Origin of the sequence: Aliihoeflea aestuarii (assembly GCF_024105665.1) — a bacterium.
Taxonomy (GTDB): domain Bacteria; phylum Pseudomonadota; class Alphaproteobacteria; order Rhizobiales; family Rhizobiaceae; genus Aliihoeflea; species Aliihoeflea aestuarii.
On the sequence record NZ_JAAAMK010000009.1, the window covers coordinates 1 to 15,380 of the forward strand.

A 15,380-nucleotide genomic window follows, 5' to 3' on the forward strand; every position below is an offset into this window, starting at 1 on the left:
AAGAGCGATACTCTGTAATGTCAACCAACCTCGCGAAACCCAGGAGCAAACCTCCCCGTCGCCAGCAGCGTCGCCGCCGTCGTTGGTGAGCGCCTTATAGACCCCACAAACCAAAACTGTCAACGACCATATTGCAGTTTTTTGACAGGACACCCGTCACGCTGGGGAAAACGAAACGGAAGCTTTGGGCCGTCTCTTACGCGTGCGCGCGCGTGCCTAATTACGGCCCGAATGACCCGGCACCCACACAGATCATGGGAAGCCACTTCACAAGTGCCGCCCTTTCGTTGACTTCGCGGGCAGCGGCAGGCAATTGTCGCTTCCACGAGCTGCAAATCTGCCGCCGAACGGCGCGCTCCTCTTGAAGAGATGGCATGAACGACCACGATCTGGCCGCACGCGAATTGGGAGATGAGCCGCCGCTCAACGGCGCCGGCCGCAGCGGGCCGCCCGATCGCCGTGAGATTTCCGCGCGCTGGTTGTCGGGCACGTTCCTCACCGGCGTTACCTCCAGCATCCTTATGGGCGTTGCGTTGTTCGCCGCGCTCGATGCAGGCAATGTTGTCCTGCGCTCCTCCGCGGCGGTCGCTCCCCGCACCAATGCCGACGCCATGGCCGGCGAAGCCACCAAGACCGGACGTGTCGCCGCGTCGCGCATTTTGACCAACACGTCCGACCGGCGCCGAATGGAGATTTCGACGCTTCTGCGAGACGACGATGTCGACATCGTACGGACCGTGCCGTTCGTGCATGTCGAAATGGCGCTTGCCGCCGGACATTCCACGGATCGGGACTATCCCGCTTTTGATCCGCTCGACGTGTTCGCCGAGGAAGGCGCGCCCGCCGCCCCCAGCGTTGCTATGGGCCAGATCTATGGTGCGCGGGTCGAGAGCGAGGTCAGCCTGCGAATGGACGCCTTTCCGCTCGGATCGGCGACATACGACACGCGCAGCGAATTGTCGGCCGAGGAAGTCGAGGCGGTCGTGCGCAATACGGGTGCGATCCTGACCGATGGCGATATCCAGGTCGCGGCCCTTCATTATGTCGATCCCCAGCGCTTCGGCGATGGACTGCCTGGAACCTCGCTCGGAAATTACGGCATAAGGGTCGTGCCCGAGAACGTGTCGATCGCGCCCCGCGAACGCGCCGTCGCCGAAACGTCGGAATTCGCCGAGGACATGGTCATCGCACGCCGGGACGAGCCGATCGTCGACCTGTTGGCCGAAGCGGGCTACGACGACGAGCCTTCGGTCGCCATGGCCGGAGCGGTCGCACGGATGATCGAGAGCGACACGGTTCCGGCAGGTTCGGTGCTGCGCATCGGACTGGAGATCGTCGACGACAATTCGCGTATCATGCGTGCGAGCCTTTATCGCGATGCCGAGCACTGGGCGACGGTCGCCATCGACGATGGCGGGCAGTTCGTGCCGGGCGACGAGCCGGAGCCCAATCCTGCGATCTCCATCGCCATGCAGGGATCCATTCCGGTCGTCGCATCATCCGGCTCGCTGCCGACCGCCTATGACGGCATCTATCGCGCCGCCTATTCCTACGGTCTCAACCGGGATATGACGCGCCAGCTCATTCGTCTTCTGGCGGCCGATGTCGATTTCCAGTCGCGGTTGAGCCCTACCGACCGGATCGAACTGTTCTTCTCGCACCCGGACACCGACGACAACGCCACGGGCGATTCGGAGCTTCTCTATGTCGGCGCGACCTTCGGGTCGACGACGCGTAATTTCTACAGGTTCGAATACGAAGACGGTTCGGTCGACTATTTCGACGAGGAGGGGCGCAGCGCACGCCAGTTCCTTTTGAGAAACCCGGTGCCGAACGGTCGCTTCACGTCGGGTTTCGGCGGCCGCCGCCATCCGATCCTGGGCTATGTGCGCGCGCATACCGGCGTCGACTGGGCAGCCCCGCGCGGAACGCCGATCATCGCCGCCGGCAACGGCGTCGTGGAAGAGGCCGGCTGGTCGGGCGGCTATGGTCGCCACACCGTGATCCGTCATGCCAACGGATACGTGTCGTCCTACAGCCACCAGCACGCCATCGCCGACGGAATAAAGGTCGGCGCGCGCGTCCGGCAGGGACAGGTGATCGGCTATGTCGGCTCGACCGGACTGTCCACCGGCAATCACCTTCACTATGAGCTGATCGTCAACGGCACGAAGGTTGACCCGATGCGGGTTCGTCTGCCGCAGAATCGCTCCCTTGAGGGCGAAGAGCTCGAGGCCTTCCAGTATGAGCGCGAGCGCATCGTCGCCCTTCTCAACGGCGATCCGGTTCCTCCCTTGCGCATGGCGCAAAGCAGCAACTGATTTGCATCCGGCGGATCACATGAAAAGGGCGGCCATGCGAGCCGCCCTTTTTCATGATGGGATTTGCCGATGGCCGATCCTATTCCTGGAACTCCACCGTCACACCCTTGGAAACGAGCTTCGCCAATTCCTGCGCGTCCCAGTTGGTCAGGCGGATGCAACCGTTGGAATAGGTCTTGCCGATCTTCGACGGGTCGGGCGTGCCGTGAATGCCGTAGGTCGGCTTCGACAGCGCGATCCAGACCGAACCGACAGGTCCGTTCGGGCCGGGCGGAATGCGCAGCACGCGGTCGTTGTCGCCCTGCTGGAAATTGATCTTGGGATTGTAGGTGTATTCGGGGTCGAGCGCGATGCGTTCGACCGTATGCGTGCCCGTCGGCGACGGCGTTCCCTGCGATCCGATCGTCGCGGGATAGGCAACGACGAGACCCCCCGACGCATCATAGGCGCGAACCTGCTTGGCGCTCTTGTCCGCAATGATACGCGCGACCTGCTCGCGCTTGGGACGCGGCACGTTGGCGACGCGGATACGCGTTCCCGGCCGGTCGAAATTCAGCCCCGGATTGAGGGCGCGCAGATAGTTTTCGTCCATGTGAAAGCGCTCGGCGAGCTTTTCGGCGACAGAAGTGTAGCCGAGATGCTCGAGCTGCGCCTTCTCGCCATAATCGGCCGGCACCGACGCGATGAAGGGACCGGCGGCGTCGACGGCGGTGATTTCATAGTCGACGAAGGCATCGCCCCCCGTCTCCTGAAGGATCGCTTCGATGGACTGCGTATCGTAAGTTCTTAGCGCTTCGCCGCGCAGGTCGCGATAGGCGGCGATCGCCTTGTTGACGTTGTCGCCCATGCGTCCGTCGACCACGCCCGGCGATGCACCGATGCGCGACAGGACGATCTGGATTTTGGCGACATCCTCGCTCGCGCCGGAAACAGTGGCGCGCGGGGTGGAAATCGAAGGCGGCTGGTTCTGCGGATTGACCTCGATAACCGAACCGGGCTGGGTCAGGCCCGGCTGCGTCACGTCGGGCTCGTTGCCTAGGCTCGCAGTCGACGGTTCGTCGAGCGGCTGGCGTGTCACGCCACCGTCAGGCTGTGCGGGAGCGGCCAAGCTCGGCTCTTCGCGCGGAGCGACCTGAGGCGCCTCGCGCACATCGGGAAAGCCGTTGGGGCGCGCGCCGGGGTAACGGCCAAGCTCACGCATCCGCTGCTCGCGCCGAAGCCGGCGATCATCTTCATAAGGCTCGTATGCGTAAGGATCGCGTTCATAGGGATCGACATATTCGCCGCCCCATGGATCGGGCTCGACATAGCGTTCCCGCGCGACCGGTCCTCCCTGCTCCCCGACGATGCCGACGATTTCGCCGGTATACGGGTCGACCAGAACTTCGCGGCCGAACTGGTCGTAATAGACGTCGACTTCACGCTGCGCGAGCTGGACATGCTCCGAAGCCTTTGCACTGGGCTGCGGCCGCTCGCGATCGGGCAACGCCGCCGAAGCGGCCCCTGCCGAAACGAACAGCGCGAGAAGTGAGAAAGAAAACGGTCGAGTGATCATTTTATCCTAACAGGCCAGAAGCGTAGCGGTTGCAGACAGAGACCAAACGTGACCCGGTCGTGCCGACGAGCGGTTGACTATGGTTCATGAAGGATGAACGGGACATGAAAATGGCCGGAATCGCGCCGGCCATTTTCTTTTGCCCTATCCGAGGATCGCCGGTCAGGCAGCCTGTTCGACCGCCCCGCTTTCTCCGGTGACCGTGCGGAAGTTCAGGCGGTCGGAACCCGCCGTTACCTTCACGGTCGACCCGTCGAGGATTTCGCCGAGCAGGATGCGTTCGGCCAGCGGGTCCTGGAGTTCCTTTTGCATCACGCGCTTGAGCGGGCGTGCGCCATAGGCCGGGTCGTAACCCTTCGCCGCCAGCCAGTCGACTGCATCCTGATCGAGTTTGAGAACGATCTTGCGGTCGGCCAGAAGCGCTTCGAGCCGGGTGAGTTGGATCGCGACGATCTTGCCCATGTCCTGACGGCGCAGGCGATGGAACAGGATCACCTCGTCGACCCGGTTCAGGAATTCCGGCCTGAAAGACGACCGCACGACAGCCATCACGTCGTCGCGGGCAGCGTCCGCATCCTGATCTTCGCCAAGAGCGACCAGATATTCGGAGCCGAGATTCGACGTCATGATGATCAACGTGTTGCGGAAGTCGACCGTGCGCCCCTGCCCGTCCGTCAGGCGGCCGTCGTCGAGCACCTGAAGGAGCACGTTGAAGACATCGGGATGCGCCTTTTCGATCTCGTCGAAGAGAACGACCTGATAGGGCCGCCGCCGCACGGCTTCGGTCAACGCCCCGCCTTCGTCGTAGCCGACATAGCCGGGGGGCGCGCCGATCAGGCGCGAGACCGAATGCTTTTCCATGTACTCGGACATGTCGATGCGCACCATCGCGCCTTCGTCGTCGAACAGGAAATTGGCGAGCGCCTTGGTCAACTCCGTCTTGCCGACGCCGGTCGGGCCCAGAAACATGAACGATCCGAGCGGCCGGTTCGGATCCTGAAGACCGGCGCGCGCGCGGCGCACCGCCTTCGATACGGCCTGAACGGCTTCGCCCTGCCCGACGACCCGCTGGGCAAGTTCGTCTTCCATGCGAAGCAGCTTCTCGCGCTGACCTTCGAGCATCCTGTCGACCGGGATTCCGGTCCAGCGCGACACGACCTGCGCGACGTGATCGGGCGAAACGGTTTCCTCGACCATGGAGCCGACGCCGTCTTCATCCGCCTCAGCGTCCTTCAGTCTTTTTTCCAGTTCGGGAATGCGGCCATAAGCCAGTTCGCCGGCGCGCTGGAATTCGCCTTTGCGCTGTGCGATGGCAAGTTCGTTGCGCGCTTCGTCGAGTTCGCCCTTCAGGTCCGCCGCCAGACCGAGCTTCTGCTTTTCCGCCTGCCATTTGGCAGTCAGCGCGTCGGACTTTTCCTCAAGCCCCGCCAGTTCCTTTTCCAGCCGATCGAGACGGTCCTTGGACGCGTCGTCGCGTTCGACCTTCAGCGCCTCGCGCTCGATCTTGAGCTGCATGATGCGCCGGTCGAACTCATCCAGTTCCTCCGGCTTCGAATCCACCTGCATACGCAGCCGCGATGCGGCCTCGTCGACGAGATCGATCGCCTTGTCCGGCAGGAAACGATCGGTGATGTAGCGGTTCGACAAGGTCGCGGCCGACACCAGCGCGGAGTCGGAGATACGCACCTTATGGTGCTGCTCGTATTTTTCCTTCAACCCGCGCAGGATCGAGATCGTATCCTCGACCGTCGGCTCTTCGACGAAGACCGGCTGGAAGCGGCGGGCAAGGGCGGCGTCCTTTTCCACATGCTTGCGGTACTCGTCGAGCGTGGTCGCGCCCACGCAGTGAAGTTCGCCGCGCGCCAGCGCCGGCTTCAGGAGGTTCGACGCATCCATCGCACCGTCTGCCTTGCCGGCACCGACCAGCGTGTGCATCTCGTCGATGAAGAGGATGATGCCGCCTGCAGCCGACTGCACCTCCGACAGAACGGCCTTCAACCGCTCCTCGAACTCGCCGCGATATTTCGCGCCAGCGATCAACGCGCCCATGTCGAGCGCCATCAATTGCTTGTCCTTCAGGGATTCAGGCACGTCGCCATTGACGATGCGCAGCGCGAGCCCCTCGGCGATCGCGGTCTTGCCCACGCCCGGCTCGCCGATCAGAACGGGATTGTTCTTGGTACGGCGGGACAGGACCTGCATGGTGCGGCGAATCTCGTCGTCGCGGCCGATCACCGGATCGAGCTTGCCCGCCCGTGCATCGGCGGTCAGATCGCGCGCATATTTCTTCAAGGCGTCATAGGTCTGTTCAGCAGATGCAGAATCGGCCGTTCGCCCCTTGCGGATGTCGTTGATGACCTGGTTGAGCGCGACCGGCGTCAGCCCGGCCTTCGTCAGAATGTCGGCGGACTTGGCCGACTTCTCCATCGCCATAGCCGTCAACAGTCGCTCGACGGTAACGAAGGAATCGCCGGCCTTCTTCGCCAGTTCCTCGGCGGTGGAAAACACCTTCGCCAAAGGTTGCGCAAGATAGAGCTGGCCGTTCCCGCCCTCGACCTTCGGCATCGCCTCGAGCGCGGTTTCGACGCCGAGCCGCACGTCGCGGACATGCCCGCCGGCACGCTCGATGAGCGAGGCGGCAAGCCCATCCTCGTCGTCGACGAGAACCTTGAGCAGATGCTCCGGCGTGAACTGCTGATGATTGCGGGCGAGAGCCATGGTCTGCGCCGACTGTATGAAGCCGCGAACCCGCTCCGAATACTTCTCGATATTCATGTCTTCGATGTCTCCATTCCGTCCCCGGCCTGCCATGCAGCGCCGGTTCAGATTGCGGTGACGGACCCCCGGCTTCACCGGCAGGTCCAATTGAGAACGATATGGGAAGCGGACCGCGACCGCTCAAGTGAGCCGAACATCCAGGCAACAAAAAAGGGCGGTGAATGATCACCGCCCTTTCGCAATTCCTGAATGGAGAATTACGCTGCCGCCTCGCCGACATCGTCGTCGGACTTTTCTTCGGCTGCCGCGCTCTCCTGGTCTTCCGCCGGCTTGAGACGCGGGCGGCGGGTGCGGCGCGGCTTTTGCGGTGCGTCCTCGCCGGTCTCGGCGTCCTGCACCTTTTGGGCAAGCTCAGCCGGCGAAGCAGTCGCAGCCGCTTCTTCCGTCGGCGCGGCGCGCGGGCGGCGCGGCGCACGGGTGCGGCGTCCCTCGCTCGCCGTCCCCGCTTCACCGAGCGCGACTTCGGCAGGAACGCCTTCGATCACCGGCTGCGGCCCCGAGCCCTGCACGACCGGCGCGTCCGCACCGGCATCGCTGTTCCGCTCGTCGCGCCGATTGTCACGCTGGCCGTTGCCGCCGTCGCGCTGGTCACGGTTCTGGCGTTCTCCACGCGGCTGTTGATCGCCGCGCTGCTGGTTGTCGCGAGGCTGGCTGTCGCCGCGCGGCTGCTGCTCGCGCTGGTTCTGGCCGCCCTCGAAGTTGCCGTCGTTGTCGTCTTCGTCTTCGTCGTCACGCGAATCGCGCTGCTGCTGCTGGGTTGCCGCCTGCTGCGCGAGCGCGGTCGCGATGATGCGGTTGTAATGTTCCGCGTGCTGGAGATAGTTTTCCGCAATGACGCGGTCGCCGGAACTCTGCGCATCCCGCGCCAGCGTCGTATACTTGTCCGCGATCTGCTGCGCCGTTCCACGGATTTTTACGTCCGGGCCGTTACTCTCATAGCTGCGGGTCAGCGGATTGGGGCCTTTGCGGTTGTTATTATTATTGTTGTTATTGTTGCTATTGTTGTTGTTACCGCGTCCGCGCATGCGCCTGTTTTGCTGTGGCCTCATCAGTTTCTCTTCATTGCCTTGTGGAGGAATATCCATGCGGCATCCGGGCCCTGCCCGTTCCGCAACATCGCTAGGGCGAACAGTCGCATCAAGCGCTATCGCCAGTGTTTCCCGCTTCGGTTTCGCGTCACGCACCGGACATCCCCGCACGAAGCTAAAGGCGTCATCTACGCATGAAGGCAGTTTGTATCTCGGGATACCGAATCGATGACAGCACTGCCTGCTTCGTTACATCCGGTATTTGAAACCTAGCTGGATTGATTGGTGTTGCCAAGTCCTTTTTGCGCGCGTTTCACAGGCCGCCGCTCGGCCCGAAGATCAACACGCGATCGTTTCCGCCCAAGTCTTTCCTTGCCTCGCGGCAGGGGAATCCATGGTGTTCGAAAACTGTCCTGACCGGGTCGTTCTGATCGTACCCGATCTCGACGGCGATCCGCCCGTCATCGGTCAAATGACCGCCAGCACTTCGCGCGATCGCCCGGTAGCAATCAAGCCCGTCTCCACCTCCGTCGAGCGCCCTCGCGGGGTCGAACAATCGAACTTCCGATGCGAGATTTTCAACATCACTGGACGGTATATAGGGCGGATTTGAGACGATCAGGTCGAACCTGCCTGAGATGTTCGAAAACCAGTCCGACCGGGCGGCGTCAAAACGACCGGCCACACCGTTAAGGTCGGCGTTGCGTGCGGCCGTTTCAAGGGCATCGGCCGAAATATCGACCGCGAGGCCCGTTGCCTTTGGCACCTGAGCCAGAATTGCGATCAGGATCGCGCCCGTTCCCGTGCCCAGATCGAGGACGCGGCACCCGCCGGCTTTTGCCCGCGCACGCGCGAAAGGGATCACGGCATCCACGAGGGTTTCGGTGTCCGGTCGCGGTTCCAGCGTCTGCTGCGAAAGCATCATCCGCAGCCCGTAAAACTCGCGTTCACCGAGAATACGGTGAACGGGCTCATGCGCGATGCGTCGCGCGAGCATGGCTTCGATCCGCTCTGCCTGGACCGGCGAAACGGGCTGGTCGGCGCGCGCGATCAGGTCGAGCCGCGTTGCCCCCGTTACATGCTCGACGATCAGTTGGGCATCGATCCCGGCATTGTCGATGCCCGCCGCTTCGAGTCGTCGGCGCGCCTCGCGGATCATCGCGCCGAGAGCGAAGGTGTCAGGCATTGGCTCCCATATCGGCCAGAAGCTTCGACTGGTGGTCGGAAATCAGCGCGTCCACCACCTCGCCGATTTCTCCCTGCATGACCCGATCGAGTTTGTAGAGCGTCAGATTGATGCGATGATCGGTCAACCGTCCCTGCGGGAAATTGTATGTCCGGATACGCTCCGAACGATCGCCCGATCCGACCTGGCTGCGCCGCGATTCCGAACGCTCGTCGGCAAGACGCGTCCGTTCGATGTCGTAGAGGCGGGCGCGCAGGATCTGCATCGCCTTGGCGCGGTTCTGGTGCTGCGACTTCTCCGCCGATACGACCATGATGCCGGTCGGGATATGCGTGATCCGCACGGCCGAATCGGTGGTGTTGACGTGCTGCCCGCCCGCGCCGGATGCGCGCATGGTGTCGATGCGGATATCCTCCGCCTTGATGTCGATGTCGACATCCTCGGCTTCCGGCAGCACCGCGACGGTCGCCGCCGACGTATGGATGCGCCCGCCCCCTTCGGTTTCCGGCACGCGCTGGACCCGGTGAACACCCGATTCGAATTTCAGCTTGGCGAAGACGCCGCGCCCCGAAACCGTCGCGATGATTTCCTTGTAGCCGCCGACCTCGCCTTCGCTTGCCGAGACGAGTTCGACACGCCAGCCCTGCTCGGCAGCGAAGCGCTCATACATACGGAAAAGATCGCCGGCGAAAAGCGCTGCCTCATCGCCGCCGGTGCCGGCGCGGATTTCGAGGATCGCATTCTTCTCGTCGGCCGAATCCTTGGGCAGCATCAGGATTTGAATTTCCTGTTGCAGCGCCTCGACGCGATCCTCCACGGCAGGACGGTCGAGTTCCGCAAGATCGCGCATTTCCTTGTCGAGCGAGCGGTCGGCGAGCATGGCTTCGAGGTCGGCGAGTTCGTTTTCGGCCGCCAGCAATTCACGCACCCTGGCGACGATCTCCTGCAACTCGGAGTATTCCGATGCCAGCTTCACATAGGCGTCGGCCTCCGGCCCGGCCGCCATCTGCGCTTCGAGCATTTCGAAACGCTTGATGACCTGATCCATCCGGTCGCGCGGCAGTTCGATCATGAATTGAGTTCCTAAAGGGAGACGGCGTGCTCGGCGGCGAAGCCGGTCAGCAAGGCACGTATATCGGCATGATCTGCCGTCGAGTCGAGGGCCTCGTCGAGCAAGCGGCCCAATTCGCCGAGCGGCAGGTCGCACAACATCGTCTTGACCGGGCCGATCGCGGCCGGCGACATGGAGATCGACCGAAACCCGACGCCGAGCAGCGCCATCGCCGTCAGCGGACGTCCGGCCATCTCCCCGCACAGCGTCACCGGGGTTTCCAGACGCACCCCGGCCCGCGCGACATGCCGCAAGAGCCGCAGGAACGGCACGGAAAGCGGCGTGAAGCGATCCGCAAGAAGCGTATTGCCTCGGTCGGATGCGGTGACGAACTGGAAGAGGTCGTTCGAGCCGACCGAGACGAAATCGACGCGCGCCATCAACTCGTCCAGTTGCCACAGAAGCGAAGGCACCTCCAGCATCGCGCCCAGCTTGAAGCTGGTCGGCAGATGATGCCCGAATCGGGCGAGATGCCGCACTTCCCGGTCGATGATCGCACGCGCTGCATCGATCTCGGTGAGTTCCGTGACCATGGGCAGCATGACACGCAGCTCCCGTCCGCCGGCAGCCTTCAGCAATGCGCGGACCTGCGTGCGCAACAGCGCCGGGCGATCGAGCGTCAGGCGGATCGCGCGCCAGCCAAGCGCCGGGTTCTCTTCCTGACCCGCGCCCTTGAAGTAAGGCAGCACCTTGTCGCCGCCGATATCGATCGTGCGGAAGGTGACGGGCTTGCGGTTCGCCGCTTCCAGAACGTCCCGGTAGAGCCGTTCCTGCGCTTCGGCGCGCGGGAAGGTCGCCGCCACCATGAATTGCAGTTCGGTGCGGAAAAGGCCGATGCCAACGGCGCCGGATTCGGCAAGCTGCGGCAGGTCGACGGCAAGTCCGGCGTTCATCATCAGATCGATCGCGACGCCGTCCCTCGTCACCGAAGGCTTGTCGCGCATCTCGCGATAGAGTTCCTGCCGGCGGGCGCGGAACTTTACCTTCTCCGCGTAGGCCGATTCGACGTCGGGTTGCGGGCGCAGATGCACGCGCCCTTCCTCGCCGTCGATGATGATCGCGTCACCGTTCTCCGACATGGAGACGACGCCCTTCATCTGGCCGGTGACGGCAATGCCCATCGCCCGCGCCACGATCACGACATGGCTGGTGACCGCGCCTTCCTCCAGCACAAGGCCGCGCAGCTTGTCGCGTGGGTAGTCGAGAAGTTCGGCTGCGCCCATCGAGCGTGCCACGATGATGGCATCGCGCGGCATCAAGGTGGCTATCGCCTCCGGCCCGCGCCCCAGAAGCTGACGCAGGAGGCGGTTGGCGAGATCGTCGAAATCGCTCATGCGCTCGCGCAGATAGGGGTCGGTCATGTGCATCATGCGCGCACGCATGTCCGACTGCACTTTTTCCACAGCCGCTTCGGCGGTCAGCCCGTTGCGCACCGCCTCTTCGAGCCGGCGCACCCATCCGCGATCGTTGGCGAACATGCGATAGGCTTCCAGCACCTCGCGATGCTCACCCTCGAACGCGACTTCACGGCGCGAAAGCATATCGTCGATCGACAGGCGCAGCGAGCCGAGCGCCTCGTTCAGCCGTTCGAGTTCGGCGTCCGAATCCTCGTTGAACAGATTGGTGACGACGATGCGCGGCTCGTGCAGCACGACATGCCCGAGCCCGACGCCGTCGTTGAGCGGCAATCCGGTAAAGGAAACCGGCCGCGACAGGTCGAGTTCGAGGCCGGGCCGCGTCAACCGTGCCAGATCGCCGGTCGCGATCATCTCGGCGATCACCATCGCGATCGTCTCAAGCGCTTCCAGCTCGTCCTCGCGATACTGGCGCATGGTCCGGTTCTGGACGGTCAGAACGCCGAGCGTGCGGCCCGCGCGCAGCACCGGAACGCCGAGGAAGGAGTTGTATATCTCCTCACCTGTCTCCGGGAGGTAGGCGAAGGCGGGATGCGTCTGCGCGTCGGACAGATTGAGCGCCCGCGCGCTCGCCGCGATCGTGCCGACGAGGCCCTGCCCGAGCTTCAACTGCGCAAGGTGGACCGAACCGGGATTCAGACCTTCGGTTGCATAGAGTTCGAGGATCGAATCGGCACGCAGCACGTAGAGCGAGCAGACTTCGGCGACCATGTTCGACGCGATCTCGCGCACGATACGGTCGAGCCTTTCCTGCGGCTCGAGCGCTTCCGCCATGAGTTCGCGCAGCCGTCTCAGCAATACGCGCGGTCCCGCCGCCATGTCACGCATCGACCGTTTTCTCCAACGGCGCTTCGAGGCCTGTCCCGTGGGCAGGCCCGGCAGCCGGCTCGCGTGCCGGCTGTTCCCCTGACTACTGCTTATCGAGCCCGTAGACGGAATGCAAAGTCCTGACTGCCAATTCCGTGTAGGCAGCGTCGATCAGGATGGAAATCTTGATCTCCGACGTGGTGATCGCACGGATGTTGATGCTGCGCTCGGCGAGCGCCTTGAAGGCGATCGCGGCGACGCCCGCATGGCTGCGCATGCCGATGCCGATGACGGAAACCTTCGCCATCCCGTCATCGTGCTGGATCACGTCGAATCCGATCGTTTCGCGGTTCTCGTCGAGGACCGCGATCGCCTTGCCGACATCGGCCGAGGGCACGGTAAACGTCATGTCGGTGCGCGAACCGTCTTCAGAAATGTTCTGGACGATCATGTCGACATTGATATTGGCCTCTGCGAGCGGCCCGAAGATGCCGCCTGCAACGCCCGGCCGGTCGGCGACGCGCCGCAGCGAAATCTGCGCTTCATCCTTGGCGTAGGCGATGCCTGTTACGACTTGCTGTTCCACGATTTCATCCTCGTCGCAAATGAGCGTACCGGGCGGGTTGTCGAAATCGCCCATGCCGGGGGCGTCCGGGTCCTCGAAAGAGGACCGCACGAAAGTGCGCACCTTGTGCACCATGGCGAGTTCCACCGAGCGCACCTGCAGGACCTTGGCTCCCAGCGAGGCCATTTCCAGCATTTCCTCGAAGGAGATGCGGGCGAGCCTTTTCGCCTTGGGTTCGATGCGCGGGTCGGTCGTATAGACGCCGTCGACATCCGTATAGATGTCGCAGCGGTCGGCCTTGACGGCGGCGGCGATGGCGACCGCGCTGGTATCGGATCCGCCGCGACCGAGCGTTGCGATGCGGTTGTCCGGCGCAAGCCCCTGGAAACCGGCGACGACCGCGACCTGTCCCTCGCCGAAACGCTTGACCAGGAACGAGCCGTCGATGTCCTGAATACGCGCCGCGCCATGGGCGTTGTCGGTCAGAATAGGAATCTGCCAGCCCTGCCAGGATCGCGCATGAACGCCCATAGACTGGAGCGTGATGGCCAGAAGCCCGGCGGTCACCTGCTCGCCCGAAGCGACGATAGCGTCATATTCGCGCGCGTCGTGCATGGGCGAGGCCTCGCGGCACCATCCGACGAGTTCGTTCGTCTTGCCGGCCATCGCCGAAACGACGACGGCGACCTCATGGCCGGCGTCGACCTCGCGTTTGACGTGGCGCGCGACGTTGCGGATACGGTCGAGGTCGGCGACGGACGTTCCGCCGAACTTCATCACGATGCGCGCCATTTACGGAAGGTCCCGGATCAGAGAATGCAATTTCCGCCGCCTTTCGCGGGCGGCGCGGGTTGCATACTCAAATCATGTTCGCCGTGCAAGCAAGACCGACTATCCGTCAGGTCTTCAGCCGGTAGCCGGTGCGGAATATCCAGGCGGTGATGGCGAGGCAAACGGCCAGGAAGACGAGCGTCATGCCAAGGCTCACCCAGACATTCACATCCGACGTGCCGATGAAGCTCCAGCGGAAGCCGGAGACGAGATAGACGACGGGATTGGCGAGCGAGATCGTCTGCCAGACGGGCGGCAGCATATCGAGCGAATAGAACGTGCCACCCAGAAACGCGAGCGGCATGACGATGAGCAGCGGGATGATCTGCAACTTCTCGAAGCCGTCCGCCCAGATGCCGATGATGAATCCGAACAGCGAAAAGCTCACCGAGATCAGCACGAGGAACAGCATCATGACGAAAGGATGCTGGATTTGCAGATCGACGAAGAAAGCCGCCGTGGCAAGGATCACGAGGCCGATCATGATCGATTTGGTTGCGGCCGCGCCGACGAAAGCCAGCAATATCTCGCCATAGGAAATCGGTGCCGACAGGATTTCGTAGATCGTGCCGGTGAATTTCGGGAAATAGATGCCGAAGGAGGCATTCGAGATCGACAGCGTCAGGAGTGACATCATGATCAGCCCCGGCACGATGAACGCGCCGTATTCGACACCGTCGATCGTCTCGATGCGCGAGCCGATCGCCGCGCCGAATACGACGAAATAGAGCGAGGTGGACACCACCGGCGAGATGATGCTTTGCATGATGGTGCGGAAGGTGCGCGCCATCTCGAACGTATAGATCGCCTTCACGGCCTGAAAGTTCATGTCCGGTCCCTCACCAGGTCGACGAAGATGTCCTCGAGCGAGCTTTGCCGCGTCTCGAGATCGCGGAAGCGGATATTTTCGGCAGCAAGATCGGCCAACAGAGACGTAATACCGGGGCGCTCGGCCTGCGTGTCGTAAAGATAGACGAGACGCCTTCCGTCATCGGCCAGTTCCAGCCCGCGCCCTTCGAACGAGGCCGGCAGGGCCGCGAGCGGCTCGACCAGTTCCAGTTCCAGCCGCTTCTTGCCGAAGCGCCTCATCAGCGCAACCTTGTCCTCGACCAGGATGACCTCGCCCTTCGAGATGACACCGACACGGTCGGCCATTTCCTCGGCTTCTTCGATATAATGGGTGGTCAGGATGATGGTGACGCCGGTGGCGCGCAATTCGCGCACCATCGCCCACATGTCGCGCCTGAGCTCCACATCGACGCCCGCCGTCGGCTCGTCGAGGAAGAGCAGCTTTGGCTCATGGGCCAGCGCCTTGGCGATCATTACGCGCCGCTTCATCCCGCCGGACAGGTTGATGACCTTCTCGTCCTTCTTGTCCCAGAGCGAGAGCGTGCGCAGAATTTTCTCGATATGCGCGGGATTCTTGCTCTTCCCGAACAGCCCCCGGCTGTAGGAGATCGTTGCCCAGACGCTTTCGAATGCGTCGAGCGACACCTCCTGCGGAACGAGCCCGATGATCGAGCGGGTCTTGCGATAATCAGTGACGATATCGTCGCCATGGACGCTCACCGCGCCGCCGCTCGCATTGACGAGGCCACACACGATGCCGATCAGCGTCGTCTTGCCTGCGCCGTTGGGTCCGAGGAGCGCGAAGATTTCGCCGGGTTGGACTTCGAGATCGACGCCTTTCAGCGCTGTGAACCCCGAAGCATAGGTTTTCGAGAGATTGCGGATCGATAATGCGGGCTGCATGGAATTCTTTTCTACTGGAGCGTGCGAGACG

At 63.1% G+C, this 15,380-nt stretch carries 10 protein-coding genes; 1 reads left to right on the top strand and 9 read right to left on the bottom strand.

Annotation, left to right across the window (positions count from 1 at the left end; translation table 11 throughout):
• Nucleotides 1-374 precede the first annotated feature (374 nt).
• Entirely contained in the window at nucleotides 375-2,321 is a 1,947-nt protein-coding gene (locus GTW25_RS16070; RefSeq protein WP_252913230.1) for a M23 family metallopeptidase, read from the top strand.
• A 79-nt stretch (nucleotides 2,322-2,400) separates the two neighbouring features.
• On the opposite strand, the gene GTW25_RS16075 is transcribed toward GTW25_RS16070, so the two are convergent.
• From GTW25_RS16075 to GTW25_RS16115, 9 genes are all read right to left on the bottom strand, one after another.
• Nucleotides 2,401-3,876 (bottom strand): L,D-transpeptidase family protein, encoded by a 1,476-nt coding sequence (locus GTW25_RS16075; RefSeq protein ID WP_252913231.1) that lies wholly within the window; start codon nucleotides 3,874-3,876, stop codon nucleotides 2,401-2,403.
• Nucleotides 3,877-4,038: 162 nt separating this feature from the next.
• On the bottom strand, nucleotides 4,039-6,651 hold the full coding sequence (gene clpB, locus GTW25_RS16080; RefSeq protein ID WP_252913232.1) for an ATP-dependent chaperone ClpB: 2,613 nt from the start codon (nucleotides 6,649-6,651) through the stop codon (nucleotides 4,039-4,041).
• Between the two features lie 200 nt (nucleotides 6,652-6,851).
• Nucleotides 6,852-7,703, bottom strand: a complete 852-nt coding sequence (locus GTW25_RS16085) for a DUF4167 domain-containing protein (RefSeq protein WP_252913233.1) — start codon at nucleotides 7,701-7,703, stop codon at nucleotides 6,852-6,854.
• Between the two features lie 292 nt (nucleotides 7,704-7,995).
• A complete protein-coding gene (gene prmC, locus GTW25_RS16090; RefSeq protein ID WP_372493218.1) occupies nucleotides 7,996-8,880 on the bottom strand; it encodes a peptide chain release factor N(5)-glutamine methyltransferase in 885 nt (294 codons plus the stop codon).
• Nucleotides 8,861-9,940 (bottom strand): peptide chain release factor 1, encoded by a 1,080-nt coding sequence (prfA, locus tag GTW25_RS16095; RefSeq protein WP_252913235.1) that lies wholly within the window; start codon nucleotides 9,938-9,940, stop codon nucleotides 8,861-8,863. Before prfA ends, prmC begins: the two co-directional genes overlap by 20 nt.
• Before the next feature lie 11 nt (nucleotides 9,941-9,951).
• Nucleotides 9,952-12,222 carry a phosphoenolpyruvate--protein phosphotransferase gene (gene ptsP, locus GTW25_RS16100; RefSeq protein WP_252913236.1) on the bottom strand — a complete coding sequence of 757 codons (2,271 nt, stop codon included), beginning with the start codon at nucleotides 12,220-12,222 and terminating at the stop codon, nucleotides 9,952-9,954.
• 82 nt (nucleotides 12,223-12,304) lie between these two features.
• On the bottom strand, nucleotides 12,305-13,558 hold the full coding sequence (locus GTW25_RS16105; RefSeq protein WP_252913237.1) for an aspartate kinase: 1,254 nt from the start codon (nucleotides 13,556-13,558) through the stop codon (nucleotides 12,305-12,307).
• A 106-nt stretch (nucleotides 13,559-13,664) separates the two neighbouring features.
• Nucleotides 13,665-14,426: an ABC transporter permease gene (locus GTW25_RS16110; RefSeq protein ID WP_252913238.1), complete on the bottom strand. Its 762-nt coding sequence runs from the start codon at nucleotides 14,424-14,426 to the stop codon at nucleotides 13,665-13,667.
• Complete coding sequence (locus GTW25_RS16115) at nucleotides 14,423-15,349, bottom strand: ABC transporter ATP-binding protein (RefSeq protein ID WP_252913239.1); 927 nt, start codon at nucleotides 15,347-15,349, stop codon at nucleotides 14,423-14,425. The genes GTW25_RS16110 and GTW25_RS16115 overlap by 4 nt, the downstream gene beginning before the upstream one ends.
• Nucleotides 15,350-15,380 lie beyond the last annotated feature (31 nt).

Coding starts and splice junctions, on each gene's coding strand:
- GTW25_RS16070 (WP_252913230.1), top strand. CDS start 375: ATGAACGACCACGATCTGGCCGCACGCGAATTGGGAGATGAGCCGCCG.
- GTW25_RS16075 (WP_252913231.1), bottom strand. CDS start 3,876: ATGATCACTCGACCGTTTTCTTTCTCACTTCTCGCGCTGTTCGTTTCG.
- clpB (WP_252913232.1), bottom strand. CDS start 6,651: ATGAATATCGAGAAGTATTCGGAGCGGGTTCGCGGCTTCATACAGTCG.
- GTW25_RS16085 (WP_252913233.1), bottom strand. CDS start 7,703: ATGAGGCCACAGCAAAACAGGCGCATGCGCGGACGCGGTAACAACAAC.
- prfA (WP_252913235.1), bottom strand. CDS start 9,940: ATGATCGAACTGCCGCGCGACCGGATGGATCAGGTCATCAAGCGTTTC.
- ptsP (WP_252913236.1), bottom strand. CDS start 12,222: ATGCGTGACATGGCGGCGGGACCGCGCGTATTGCTGAGACGGCTGCGC.
- GTW25_RS16105 (WP_252913237.1), bottom strand. CDS start 13,558: ATGGCGCGCATCGTGATGAAGTTCGGCGGAACGTCCGTCGCCGACCTC.
- GTW25_RS16110 (WP_252913238.1), bottom strand. CDS start 14,426: ATGAACTTTCAGGCCGTGAAGGCGATCTATACGTTCGAGATGGCGCGC.
- GTW25_RS16115 (WP_252913239.1), bottom strand. CDS start 15,349: ATGCAGCCCGCATTATCGATCCGCAATCTCTCGAAAACCTATGCTTCG.